This is a genomic window from Pseudomonas sp. LBUM1647, assembly GCF_059716175.1.
This window is the reverse complement of the sequence record NZ_CP166809.1, coordinates 4,183,497-4,195,689: the sequence shown is the minus strand read 5'-3', so window position 1 is coordinate 4,195,689 and position 12,193 is coordinate 4,183,497. Positions and strand designations below refer to the sequence as shown.

The 12,193-nt window shown below is 57.5% G+C and carries 11 protein-coding genes; 6 read left to right on the top strand and 5 right to left on the bottom strand.

Annotated elements, in window-relative coordinates:
* Nucleotides 1-120 precede the first annotated feature (120 nt).
* From ACA059_RS19020 to ACA059_RS18995, 6 genes are all read left to right on the top strand, one after another.
* Complete coding sequence (locus ACA059_RS19020; protein WP_497630525.1) at nt 121-921, top strand: SDR family NAD(P)-dependent oxidoreductase; 801 nt, start codon at nt 121-123, stop codon at nt 919-921.
* A gap of 141 nt (nt 922-1,062) precedes the next feature.
* Nucleotides 1,063-2,742: a flavin-containing monooxygenase gene (locus ACA059_RS19015; protein WP_497630524.1), complete on the top strand. Its 1,680-nt coding sequence runs from the start codon at nt 1,063-1,065 to the stop codon at nt 2,740-2,742.
* On the top strand, nt 2,739-4,187 hold the full coding sequence (gabD, locus tag ACA059_RS19010; protein WP_497630523.1) for an NADP-dependent succinate-semialdehyde dehydrogenase: 1,449 nt from the start codon (nt 2,739-2,741) through the stop codon (nt 4,185-4,187). Before ACA059_RS19015 ends, gabD begins: the two co-directional genes overlap by 4 nt.
* Nucleotides 4,188-4,304: 117 nt before the next feature.
* Complete coding sequence (locus ACA059_RS19005; protein WP_497630522.1) at nt 4,305-5,636, top strand: carbohydrate porin; 1,332 nt, start codon at nt 4,305-4,307, stop codon at nt 5,634-5,636.
* A gap of 71 nt (nt 5,637-5,707) precedes the next feature.
* Complete coding sequence (locus ACA059_RS19000; RefSeq protein ID WP_497630521.1) at nt 5,708-6,490, top strand: (S)-acetoin forming diacetyl reductase; 783 nt, start codon at nt 5,708-5,710, stop codon at nt 6,488-6,490.
* A 75-nt stretch (nt 6,491-6,565) separates the two neighbouring features.
* Nucleotides 6,566-7,690: a glycerol dehydrogenase gene (locus ACA059_RS18995; protein WP_497630520.1), complete on the top strand. Its 1,125-nt coding sequence runs from the start codon at nt 6,566-6,568 to the stop codon at nt 7,688-7,690.
* Nucleotides 7,691-7,941: 251 nt separating this feature from the next.
* Here the strand turns inward: ACA059_RS18995 and ACA059_RS18990 are convergent, their stop codons facing one another.
* The 5 genes from ACA059_RS18990 to ACA059_RS18970 form a co-directional block, all read right to left on the bottom strand.
* Nucleotides 7,942-8,310 carry an ArsR/SmtB family transcription factor gene (locus ACA059_RS18990; protein ID WP_497630519.1) on the bottom strand — a complete coding sequence of 123 codons (369 nt, stop codon included), beginning with the start codon at nt 8,308-8,310 and terminating at the stop codon, nt 7,942-7,944.
* 86 nt (nt 8,311-8,396) lie between these two features.
* The gene (locus ACA059_RS18985) at nt 8,397-9,380 is read right to left on the bottom strand and encodes an LLM class flavin-dependent oxidoreductase (RefSeq protein WP_497630518.1); all 984 of its coding nucleotides are present in this window, start codon (nt 9,378-9,380) and stop codon (nt 8,397-8,399) included.
* A 44-nt stretch (nt 9,381-9,424) separates the two neighbouring features.
* Nucleotides 9,425-10,231: a sugar phosphate isomerase/epimerase family protein gene (locus tag ACA059_RS18980; RefSeq protein WP_454866839.1), complete on the bottom strand. Its 807-nt coding sequence runs from the start codon at nt 10,229-10,231 to the stop codon at nt 9,425-9,427.
* Between the two features lie 15 nt (nt 10,232-10,246).
* Nucleotides 10,247-11,047 (bottom strand): sugar phosphate isomerase/epimerase family protein, encoded by an 801-nt coding sequence (locus tag ACA059_RS18975; RefSeq protein WP_497630517.1) that lies wholly within the window; start codon nt 11,045-11,047, stop codon nt 10,247-10,249.
* Nucleotides 11,044-12,060: an LLM class oxidoreductase gene (locus ACA059_RS18970; RefSeq protein WP_497630516.1), complete on the bottom strand. Its 1,017-nt coding sequence runs from the start codon at nt 12,058-12,060 to the stop codon at nt 11,044-11,046. The genes ACA059_RS18975 and ACA059_RS18970 overlap by 4 nt, the downstream gene beginning before the upstream one ends.
* Nucleotides 12,061-12,193 lie beyond the last annotated feature (133 nt).

Sequence of the window (12,193 nt, the reverse complement as noted above, 5' to 3'; positions counted from 1 at the left end):
ATCGTCTATTCCGGGCTTTACAGCCATTTATTTCGGTGTTGGCATTCGACTTGCTCTGTCAGTCTCAGCAGGCCGCGCCGAACGGTCGTATCTCAACAACAATAATGACAGAGGCACTACATGAGCGAATTCAACGCTGTGAATTTCTCCCTGAATGGCAAGGTCGCCCTGGTGACGGGTGCGGGCCGTGGGATTGGTCAGGGCATTGCGCTGAGCCTGGCCCAGGCAGGTGCAGACCTGGTGCTCGCTGATTATGACTTGGGTATCGCCGAAGAGGCTGCCGCCCTCGTACGGGCCTTGGGTCGCAGGGCCGTGGCCCTGCACGTTGACGTCAGCAAACCCGAGAGCGTCGCCAGCCTGATCGAGCAGGTCAGGGAGCAATTTGGCCGTCTTGATGTGGCCGTCAACAATGCTGGCGTGGTAAGCCTCGGCCGGGTTGACGAACTGGCTGTCAGCGAGTGGGACCGCATCATGAATATCAACGCGCGCGGTGTATTCCTGTGCTGTCAGGCTGAGCTCAAGCTGATGCGCGAGCATAACTTCGGCCGCATCATCAACCTGGCTTCAATTGCCGGCAAAGTCGGCTTCCCGGATCTCTCTCACTACAGCGCCTCCAAGTTCGCGGTGATCGGTTTTACCAATGCCTTCGCCAAGGAAGTTGCCCGCGAAGGTATCACCGTCAATGCCCTCTGCCCGGGCGTGGTCGGCACAGGCATGTGGCGCGGTGACGAGGGGCTTTCCGCGCGCTGGGCCCAGCCTGGCGAATCCGAAGTGCAGTCCTGGGAGCGGCATCAGTCCAGCCTGCTGCCTCAGGGTGAAGCGCAAACCGTGGATGACATGGGCCAACTTGCGGTTTACCTGGCCTGCGCACCCCATGTCACCGGCCAGGCTATCGCCGTCGACGGCGGCTTCTCGCTTTAGTTAAACCCACGGGCCGGTCTTGGCCCGCTACGCACACATTGACGATGACTTTTCCTGGGCGCCCGGCTCAGGGAAACGGATACGGCTTGCCTGTCACTTTGTTCAAGTCGGCGAGCGAACTGATCGAAATAGGAGAACACAATGACAACTACAGTTCTGGCCAAACGTTCTGTTGGCACCGACATCATCCACTACGACGCCATTGTGATTGGCGCAGGTTTCGGCGGCATTTACATGCTCAAGAAGTTGCGCGATGAACTGGGTTTGAAAGTTCGCGCCTTCGACAAAGCCGGCGGAATTGGCGGCACTTGGTTCTGGAACCGTTACCCCGGTGCGCTATCCGACAGTGAAACGTTCGTCTACTGCTTCTCCTGGGACCGCGAGCTTTGCCAGCAGTGGGATATCACCACGCGCTACCTGACCCAGCCGCAGATTCTGTCCTACCTTAACCATGCGGTAGATCGACATGACTTGCGTCGTGATATCCAGTTGGAAACCGGGATCACCGCCGCGGTGTTCGACGAGCAGAGCGGCCGCTGGCTGGTGACGGCTGACGATGGCCATCAATACAGCGCCAAGTACCTGGTGACTGCGCTGGGCCTGCTGTCCGCGACGAACGTGCCGAAGATCAACGGCTTGGACCAATTCAAGGGGCACATGTACCACACCGCCAACTGGCCGGCCGATGCGGTACTAGAAGGCAAGCGGGTGGGAGTGATAGGCACCGGGTCCACGGGCTGCCAAGTCATCACCGCGATCGCGCCGACCGTCGGCCACCTCACGGTGTTCCAGCGTTCCGCGCAGTACACCGTGCCGGTGGGCAACGGCCCGGTCAGTCGCGAATACGTCGACGACATCAAGCGCAACTATGATGCCATCTGGAAGGAAGTGCGTTCCTCGCGGCTAGCGTTCGGCTTCCCGGAGAGCGACGTCCCCACCATGAGCGTGGACGCTGCCGAACGAAAAGCCATCTTCCAGCGCGCCTGGGACGGAGGTGGCGGTTTCCGCTACATGTTCCAGACCTTCAACGATATCGCCACCAGCGAAGAAGCCAACGTCGAGGCCCAGAACTTCGTCCGCGAGAAAATCGCTGAAATCGTCAAGGACCCGGAAACCGCACGCAAGTTGATGCCCCGCGATCTCTACGCCAAGCGACCGTTGTGCGACAGCGGCTACTACGCCACCTTCAATCGCCCCAATGTGTCGCTGGTGGACGTCAAGGCCAACCCGATTGAAGAAATCACCGCCAAGGGCATTCGCACGGCGGACGGGGTCGAACACGAGCTGGATGTACTGGTGTTCGCCACCGGTTTCGATGCCGTGGACGGCAACTACAAGCGTATCGATATTCGCGGGCGCGACAACGTCTCGATGAAGGATCACTGGGCTGACGGCCCGTCGAGCTACCTGTCGGTCGCCACCGCCAAGTTTCCCAATATGTTCATGATCCTGGGGCCCAACGGTCCCTTTACCAATCTTCCACCGACCATTGAAACCGAAGTGGAGTGGGTGTCCGAGCTGATCGACTTTATGGAGCAGAACGAGCTGGCTTGCGTGGAGCCGTCGGCGCAAAGCGAGCACGAATGGGGCAAGACCTGCCAGGACATTGCCGACCAGACGCTGTTCGCCAAGACCGACTCGTGGATCTTCGGCGCCAATATCCCCGGCAAGAGCAACAAGGTTTATTTCTACATGGGTGGCTTGGGCGCGTTCAGCGAACAGTTGGCAGCCGTCAGGAACGACGACTACCGGGGCTTCAAATTCAAGGCCGTGAGTGTTGATGGGGCGAAGTCGCGCCGCGTAACGGAGAACCTGCAATGAAGTTGAACAACCCCCAACTGATGCGTCATCAAGCGTTTATCGACGGTGATTGGCTGGCTGCCGACAACGAAGCCACGATCACCGTGGTCAACCCGTCGACCGGGACGACCATCGGCCAGGTCCCGCGCATGGGTAAGGCAGAAACACGCCGTGCAATCGAAGCCTCCGAGCGTGCGTTGCCCGCCTGGCGTGAGCTTTCTGCCAAGGCCCGGGCCAATGCGCTGCGCCGCTGGTACGAGCTGATCATCGACAACCAGCACGACCTGGCCCACATCATGACGCTGGAGCAGGGCAAGCCTTTGCCTGAGGCATTGGGCGAAATTGTCTTTGGTGCGTCGTACATCGAGTGGTACGCGGAGGAGGCCAAGCGTGTCTACGGGGATCTGATCCCCGGCGCGACCGACAAGCGCCTGTTGGTGATCAAACAACCGGTGGGTGTTTGTGCCGCTATTACGCCCTGGAACTTCCCCAGTGCAATGATCACCCGCAAAGCCGGCCCGGCCTTGGCCGCTGGCTGCACCATGGTGATCAAACCGGCCTCGCAGACGCCGTTCTCGGCACTGGCATTGGTCTATTTGGCTGAGCAGGCGGGCATTCCCAAGGGCGTGTTGTCGGTGGTCACGGGCGCAGCGGCGGAGATTGCCGAAGAGCTGACCAGCAACCCGGCGGTGCGCAAGATTTCCTTTACCGGGTCCACCGAGATCGGGCGCCAGATCATGGAGAAATGCGCCCACGACATCAAAAAGGTCTCCCTGGAACTGGGTGGCAACGCGCCGTTTATCGTCTTCGAGGATGCCGATCTCGATGCCGCCGTGGACGGTGCGCTGGCCTCAAAATTCCGTAACGCCGGGCAGACTTGCGTGTGCGCCAACCGGCTTTACGTGCACGACAAGGTGTACGACGCGTTCGTCGACAAACTGGCTTCGGCGGTCGGTGCCCTGAAGGTGGGCGATGGCTTTACCGACGGCGTCACCCTCGGGCCGCTGATCGACGGTAAGGCCGTTGCCAAGGTGCGCGAGCATATCGAGGATGCGCTGGCCAAGGGCGCCAAGGTTGTTCAGGGGGGTGGCGCGCATGCCCAGGGTGAGAATTTCTTCGAACCCACCATCCTGGTGGACGTACCTGACAACGCCCGGGTCGCCAAGGAAGAAACCTTCGGCCCCCTGGCGCCGGTGTTCCGCTTCTTTGATGACGCCGAAGTCATCGCCAAAGCCAACGACACCGAGTTCGGCCTGGCGGCGTATTTCTATACCGCCAACCTGAGTCGCGTGTTTCGAGTGGGGGAGGCTCTGGAGTACGGCATCGTCGGGGTCAACACCGGCATCATCAGTTCCGAGGCCGCGCCGTTTGGTGGGGTCAAGGCGTCGGGTGTCGGCCGTGAAGGGTCCAAGTACGGGCTTGAGGATTACCTCGAGATCAAATACCTGTGTCTGGCCGGCATCTGAGCTGATCCATCACTGTCCACTTTTCAATTGATCGTTTGCTTCATGGCCGTCAGGGCATTGCCCTGCGGTCCGGTTAACGCTGTGTCGTAAAACATAAAAACAATAGGAAAAATCGACATGAACATCGCTTGGAAACTGCCGCTGGGGCTTGGGTTACTGTCGTGCATCGCCGTACCTGCGTCCGCCGCTGACCCTTCATCGCAATGGGGAACGGGTGATTGGGGAGGGGTACGCAGCGAACTGCTGGAGCAGGGCGTTGACGTGATCGTCGGTTACGTCGGCGAAGCAGCCACCAATGTCCACGGTGGCTACAACCATGATCGTACCGCACGCTATACAGCGCAGTGGGCGCTCGGCACACACCTGGACCTGCAGAAGCTGCTGGGCTGGGACGACGCCGAGTTCCAGCTGCTGGTGACGGAGCGCAATGGCAATAACCTTTCCAACGAACGCATCTCTGACCCGCGCGCCCCGCAGCTCAGCTCGGTGCAGGAAGTGTGGGGCAGGGGGCAAACCTGGCGCCTGACCCAGATGTGGTATCGCCAGAAGTTTTTCGACAGCGCCCTGGATCTCAAACTGGGTCGCTTGGGTGTCAATGAAGACTTTGCCAGTTTTCCGTGCGACTTCCAGAGCCTGTCGTTCTGCAGTGCGCCCATCGGCAACGTGGCTGGGGATGTCTGGTATAGCGGCCCCGTCAGCCAGTGGGGCTTGCGCGTTCGCTACAACCTCGACGAGCAGTGGGCGCTGCAGGTCGGGGTGTACGAGCAGAACCCGTCGAATCTCAGCACCGGCAATGGCTTCAAACTCAGCGGCAGTGGTACTAAAGGTGCGCTGGTGCCGGTGGAGGTTGTCTGGAAGCCAACATTGGGCAAGGAAGCGTTACCGGGTGAATACCGTCTGGGTTACTACCACAGCAGTGCCAGCGCCAATGACGTATATGACGATGTCAACGGTGCTCCGCAGGCGCTGACTGGCCAAGCCCCCAAATCACGCAGCAGCAAGCATGGTGCGTGGATCATGGGCCAGCAGCAATTGACCACTCATCACGGCGATGCCTCGCGCGGCCTGAGCGTCTTTGCCAGCCTGACCGTTCATGACAAGGCTACCAGCGGCATCGAGAGTTTCCAGAACATTGGTGCGGTCTACAAAGGCCCTTTTGATGCCCGGCCCAAGGATGACATCGGGCTGGGTGTCGCGCGCCTGAAGGTCAACGACGACGTGACCAAACGGCAGCGCCTGATCAATGACAGTACGGGCATCACCGACTACGACGACCCGCTCTATGTCCCTGTGCAGCACAGTGAATACAACATCGAACTCAACTACGGCGTACACGTTACCGACTGGCTGACCGTACGCCCGAACGTGCAGTACGTGCGTAATCCAGGCGGTGTCTACGAGGTGGACAACGCTTGGGTTGCCGGTCTGAAACTTCAGGCGAGTTTTTGAGCGTAGGCACGTACGTGAGCAGTCAGTAGTCGCTATCTAATTCTCCGTCACGATTGAGAAGGAAAACTGAAATGAGCAAATCTTTAGGAAAAGTCGCTTTTGTAACCGGTGCAGGTCAAGGGATCGGTGAAGCCATCGTGTTGCGATTGGCGGCAGATGGCTTTGCCGTAGCCTGTGCTGATATGAACATTGAAACAGCCAGTCACGTGGCTGAAAGAATCAAAAAAGAGGGGGGTAAAGCTCTGGCCATAAAGGTTGATGTGGCTGATCGCGAGGATGTTTTCAAGGCCGTGCAGGCAGCGGTGGATGGCTTGGGTGATCTACATGCGGTCATTAATAATGCGGGTATCGCGCCTATTGCTCCCATTGAAGCGATTACGCCAGAGATCTACAGGAGAACGTTCGATATCAACGTAGGTGGTGTTCTCTGGGGCATACAGGCCGCGGTAAAGGCGTTTAAAGCGCTGGGGCATGGCGGGAAAATCATCAGCGCTTCCTCTCAGGCAGGTCATATCGGCAACCCCGACCTGGCTGTTTATGGGGGGACCAAGTTCGCAGTGCGGGGCATTACGCAAACAGCGGCCCGTGAGTTGGCCCATCTCGGTATTACGGTGAACGCATATTGCCCAGGCATTGTAAACACTCCCATGATGCGCAAGGTTGCCCAGGATGTGGCGGACAATGCCAACCAGAGTATTGAATGGGGGATGGAACAGTTTGCACAACACATCACCTTGAAGCGGCTTTCCCAGCCTGAGGATGTGGCAGCCTGCGTTTCGTTCTTGTCCGGTCCTGACTCTGACTACATGACAGGTCAGGCGGTCATTATTGATGGCGGGATGGTATTTAACTGATTCGTCATCAGCGCTGGAGAACGTTCAAGTTTATGCGTGTTGAGCGTTTTCGCGCATGCGACGTGAGGGATTGAGATGACTATTACTAAAGGCATTGCATCGCCGGCCAAGTTTCTGGTTCAGGCTGATGCGCTGGTTGATTTATCGATGCATGGTAAAGCCTATGGGGCCAATGCCTATCTGATCTGCGATCAATTTATTGTGGGCCGGGTTCATGAAAAAGCGATGCCAGGATTCAAGCATGAACAGCGTGCTGAGTTGGCCGTGTTCGGTGGGCAGTGTTCCGACAGCGAAATCAACAAGCATGTCCAAGCCGCGCGTGAGGCTGACTATATTGTCGGTATCGGTGGCGGAAAAACATTGGATACCGCCAAGGCAGCAGCACATTTCCTGGAAAAACCAGTATTAATTCTGCCCACATTGGCTTCGACGGATGCGCCCTGTACCGCAATTTCAGTGATTTACAATGACGACGATACGTTTAATCGCTACCTGTTTTTATCAAAGAATCCGGACGTTGTTTTAGCGGATACGCGCATTTTGGCGGAACAACCGCCCAGGTTTTTTGCGGCCGGTGTGGGTGATGGTCTGGCAACTTATTTTGAGGCGAGAGCGTGCTTTGCTGCGCAACGCGACAACCTGATCCTGGGCAATGACGGAAAAATGCTCAAGCCTACGTTGATCGGTTTTGCTATTGCCCAAACGTGCTATGCAACCATCAAGAAGTATTCAGCGCAGGCGGCTTTTGCGGTGGAGAAGAAAGTCATCACTGCTGCATTGGAGAACGCCATTGAAGCCACCATTTATATGTCAGCTGTCGGAGCTGAATCGGGTGGCTGTGCTGCGGCGCATGCGATCCATAACGGAATGACCATAGTGCATGATCTACACGGAGCACAGCATGGTGAAAAGGTGGTTTTCGGCTTGTTCACTCAATTAGTGATGGAGGCCGCACCGATGGAGGAGATTGAAGAGGTTGTTGATATTGCGATCTCCGTCGGTCTCCCGTTGACGCTTGAGGATTTAGGGCTCAAAAGCTTTAAGGAAGCGGAGTGGAGAAAGGTCGCCGAACTGGCATGCGACAAAAACGACACGATTCACAACATGCCTTTTACGGTGACGCCTGACTTGGTGTATGACGCGATCGTGGCGGCTGACGCACTGTTGCATGCGTTTAAAAAGAAAAAATCTCTGCACTAGTGTATTGATTGGGAACCGGTTAATCGGGAGCCAATAGCGCTCAATCGGTCAGGCGCCGTCAATCGTTCAAATTGATTGACGGCGCCTGGTGCTAAGGTGAGGCCTGACAGTTATCAGTATTATTTGGGCTGAACTACGCCCCTCAACTTGGTATGCCGAAGAAACAAACACGACCATTCTGTTTGGGGACTTCCATCAATTTGTTTCTAATGAACAACCGATGGTGAAAGGGCGCTGTTTGCCCTGCCTTTCTACTTCGCCTCGTGGATGGCCGGTAAGCGTCTGTTTTCCAGCAAATCACTCAGGCAGCCAGTGAGGTGCTGAATAGCCGTCTCGTTACGCTTCAAGAAATGAAAAGGGCCGGTTTTGTGTACATCGACCAATGCCACCCCTTTGAGCACCGTCAAGTGTTGGGAGACTGTCGATTGGGACAGGCCGCAACGTTGTGTGATCTGGCCAACGCTCACCCCGAACTCAAAACCGCATGGTTGCGGGGGGAAATGCAGAGTCGGCGCCTTGAGCCACTCGAGGATTTTTCGTCTCACTGGGTGTGCAATCGCGCGCATGGTCGCGTCGAAGTGGGGCGAGGTGGACGTCGATTTTTGATCTGTATCGAGCATATCGGATACCTCGGGTTCATAGCCTTCGCTGGCCTCGTGTCGAGGTCAGCGAAAGAGGGACCACAGCAACACCGTTCCCGTTGGTATCAGTCGAGCAGGTCGGAAATGGATTCGGCGGCGAGTTGATAGGAGCGGCAGCGTGCGTCAGGGTCGTAAATCCTCGCATCGATTATCACCTCGTCCACCTCCGTGGTCGCGATGAACTGGCGCAGCCAACGTCCTATATCGTCTTTGTTGCCAATTGCAGTGCACGACATGGCTTCAGCCAAATTCTGCCGATCATAGTTGGACAGCCGTTCCATAAAGCCCTCTTCCGGACGCGGCAGAGCGCCTGCTTTGCCCGTGTACAAGTTGCTGACCCACTGACGGTGTGAGCTCGCCAGGTAGTCGGCTTCGGCTCGAGTCGGGGCAGCAAAAACATTTGCGCCTGCGATGACATAAGGACTCTCCAGCACTGCTGACGGCCGGAATGTGGCGCGGTAATGCGTAATGGCTTCCATCAAAAATCGAGGTGCGAAATGTGAAGCGAATGCGTAGGGCAGCCCCAGTTTCGCGGCGAGATCAGCACTGTTCATGCTTGAACCCAATAGCCATAGTGGAACGTCATGTTTTCCAGGGATCGCGCGAACCGGCTGATTTCCATCGTCCGCTAGATAGTCGGTCAATTGTTGGATGTCTTGCGTGAAGTCTCGCTCGGAGGCATCGCCGCGTATGGCGCGGATAGCCGGTCCAGCGGATCCAGGTGCTCTGCCAATGCCTAAATCGATGCGGCCTGGAAACAAGGTGTCCAATGTCCCGAACTGCTCCGCCACCAACAGAGGTGAGTGGTTGGGGATCATGATGCCGCCAGAGCCCACTCGCAGGGTGCTCGTTGCCGCAGCCAGATGCTGAATGAGCAGGGTTGTAGCCGAAGATGCGATCCCTGGCAGGTCGTGGTGCTCGGCGATCCAGTAGCGCTTGTAGCCGTGAGCTTCCACGTTTCGCGCCAGAGAGACTGCGTCTTCTAGCGTGTGGGCGAAGGTTTTTTCTTCGCCGATCATCATGAGGTCAAGTACAGAGAGGGCTGTCATCACAGGCTCCATTTTTCAAATTAGGTTCGTGAGGCAGCGATGCGTTACTTCAATGGGAAGTCCGACCAGTGCGGATAACGTTCCAGGCGTCGATCGATATCGCGAAGCGTTGCCAGGCATCGCTGGAGTTTGAGGTAGATATCACCACCATAATCCCAGCCAAGTACGCCAATACTGCCCGTGTAACCGACGCGGTTCAGCGCTGCGATCAAAGCAAAATTGTCGAGCTCTCCGCGGTCGACCGGCTCCATGGTGGCCGCACCGCCCCAGCCGAGTTGCGAAAGTGCGCTGCCAGAAGTCACCACTTGCATGAGCCAGGGTTTCATCGCAGCGAGGCGCTGTTCAAGTTCGCCTTCCTGGCTCGCGTACCAGTGATAGCCATTGAACGAGGCCCCCAGGCGAGGGTGAGCAAAGTGCTCGCAAATCTGCACCACCTGCGCGGTGGTCTGGGTGACATGGTGTAGATGTGGATACAGCGCAATCCGTAATCCGCGTCGTTCGGCAATCGGCAACAGCGACTCGATAAACCGCAGAATGGCTTGACTGTCATTGACTGAGGTCTGTATCGCCAACTCGATAAGCTCTACACCCTCGACGGTCTCGACGATGCGCCGTATCAGGGCGTCGTTGCGCCCTTCATGCAACACCAGGTAAAGCCCCTCGATGTGCAGACCATGTTTTTCCCTGACGCTGGGCAGCAGCCTGAGGTCGGTCAGGGGTGTGCCACCCCAGGCGGCGACAGTCATGCCGTCGTAGCCGAGCTCGGCCAACATTTCGCACTGTGTCTGAAAGGCGTATACGCCCATCGACGAGTAGAAGAAGGAATCGAGTGCATGGATGCGATGAGCCATGATTTATCTCCTGGCTCAGTGAGGCAAGTCCGTCAGGACGGCCCATTCAGGGTGGGCGATCAACCGTTGCTCCATGGAACGGAACGCAGTGACCGAGCGGCGCAAGTTGCCGTAAACGTCGCCGCCCATGCTTTCCCAGCCGAGGACGCCAAAACGTCCGGCAAAGCCCCGACGCTCCAGGGCGCCCAACAGCACGAAGTTGTCCATTTCACCCTCATCAAGCGGTTCGATGGTTGCCAGGCCGCCCCATCCAAGGGGGGATCGCCGAGTGCCGGCAATGTTCACTTGTTTCAGCCATGGCCAAACTGCGTCAAGGCGCTGCTCCAGAGCATGTTCCTCAGTCGCGTACCAGTGATATCCGTTGAACACGATGTTGAGGCGCGGATGGTTGAACTCTCTGCATAGCGCCACCGCCTCGGTGGTCGTCTGCATGCCGTAGCGTGCGTGCGGATACAGGCTGATCTCCAGGCCACGGCGCTCGCAGATCGGCAGCAGGCGCTCGATCATTCGGCGGTCAAAGTTCGTGACTTCGTCGCCGGAATGAAGGGCCAGTTCGATTGTGTCGCAGCCCTCGATGGTCTCGAATATGTTGGTCACAAACGATTCCAGGCCCTTGCGATAGATCAGGTAGACCGCGCCAACATCCAGGCCCCAGGTGGGTTTAACCCGGGCGATCGACTTCAGGTCTTTGCTCCAGGCGGACATCGTCAGCCCCTGGTAGCCGAGTTCGGCGAGCATCTCGCACTGCGCTGCCAAGGGATAGGTCCCCAGGGTTGTCTGGAAAATGAAATCCATATGATGCAGTGGACGATTCATGAGTAGGCCTGCGCTGGCACTGGTTCGATGGGTAACGACGCACTTGGAAAGTGCGGCAAGAGGTATTCGCCTAGCTCGTCGATGACATCCGAGGCGTGGCGTCGCTGAGGTTTGAAGTGCAGGGCAACGTGACCGACGCCCTGATCCTGTTGGCGTTTCCAATGATCAATCAGCGCATTTCGCCCAGCACGCAGCACGCGGCCCGCTTGGACGGGATGGTTTGGATCACGGTCCAGGTCAAACAGGGTGCCGTAGCCATAGGGTTTGTAGACGTTGGCGCCACAGGCGGCACGCCAACGTTCGATGATTTGCGGAATCAGGGCCGGATTGGAGATGTAGGAAAGAATGCCGTCCGTATTTTCTCCAATCCACTCCAGCGACTGGCCGGCCTGGCCAACGATAATGGTCGGCATGCGTGAGCCTACCGGTTTGGGAACGAGGTCGATCTCTCCATTCAACTGGCCATAAAACCGCGACGGGTGCACGGCCCAGTGTGTTTCCGTCGTGGCGCGAATGATTGCCAGCGCGTCACGGAACCGCTCGGCACGGTTGCCGAAGTCGAGTCCGAAGGCGGGGTATTCCACCGGTCGATCACCCGTGGCCAGGCCCAGAATAAAACGTCCTCCAAGCAACTGATCGATGCTCGCAGCCTGCTTGGCAACGATCAATGGATCGCGCAAGGGGAGGACGATGCCGGCGGTGCCGATGGCAATCTGCTTGGTCACGGCAGCGAGGAAGCCGGCATAGACCAGCGGATCAAGGATTTGCCCCACGTCACCGAAGTTCGGATCGTAAAACGGCACGTCCCGTAGCCAAATCGCGGAAAAGCCCGCTTCGTCAACCCGCTGGGCCAGCTGTGCGTGATCCTGCAGAGTCGGGCCTGGGCTATTAGGATAGCTTTCCAACGGCGCGATAAAGCCGAAGGTCAAATGGCCGGGTTGGAAAACGCGTGCGTAGCCAGGGTGCTGTTTAAGCTCAGGCGCAAGTTCGTAGGTGGAAGGCATCGAAGTCATTCGAGGGCTCTCGTGTAGTCAGATGACGGTGACTTCGCAGTGCGATATAGCGGGGTGAAGTCACAATGGCAGTGACTATAGGTTGTATGATGTAAAAGAAAAACAGGATGAAGTTCCGAACATTTGCGAATAA

Coding starts and splice junctions, on each gene's coding strand:
- ACA059_RS19020 (WP_497630525.1), top strand. CDS start 121: ATGAGCGAATTCAACGCTGTGAATTTCTCCCTGAATGGCAAGGTCGCC.
- ACA059_RS19015 (WP_497630524.1), top strand. CDS start 1,063: ATGACAACTACAGTTCTGGCCAAACGTTCTGTTGGCACCGACATCATC.
- gabD (WP_497630523.1), top strand. CDS start 2,739: ATGAAGTTGAACAACCCCCAACTGATGCGTCATCAAGCGTTTATCGAC.
- ACA059_RS19005 (WP_497630522.1), top strand. CDS start 4,305: ATGAACATCGCTTGGAAACTGCCGCTGGGGCTTGGGTTACTGTCGTGC.
- ACA059_RS19000 (WP_497630521.1), top strand. CDS start 5,708: ATGAGCAAATCTTTAGGAAAAGTCGCTTTTGTAACCGGTGCAGGTCAA.
- ACA059_RS18995 (WP_497630520.1), top strand. CDS start 6,566: ATGACTATTACTAAAGGCATTGCATCGCCGGCCAAGTTTCTGGTTCAG.
- ACA059_RS18990 (WP_497630519.1), bottom strand. CDS start 8,310: ATGCTCGATACAGATCAAAAATCGACGTCCACCTCGCCCCACTTCGAC.
- ACA059_RS18985 (WP_497630518.1), bottom strand. CDS start 9,380: ATGACAGCCCTCTCTGTACTTGACCTCATGATGATCGGCGAAGAAAAA.
- ACA059_RS18980 (WP_454866839.1), bottom strand. CDS start 10,231: ATGGCTCATCGCATCCATGCACTCGATTCCTTCTTCTACTCGTCGATG.
- ACA059_RS18975 (WP_497630517.1), bottom strand. CDS start 11,047: ATGAATCGTCCACTGCATCATATGGATTTCATTTTCCAGACAACCCTG.
- ACA059_RS18970 (WP_497630516.1), bottom strand. CDS start 12,060: ATGACTTCGATGCCTTCCACCTACGAACTTGCGCCTGAGCTTAAACAG.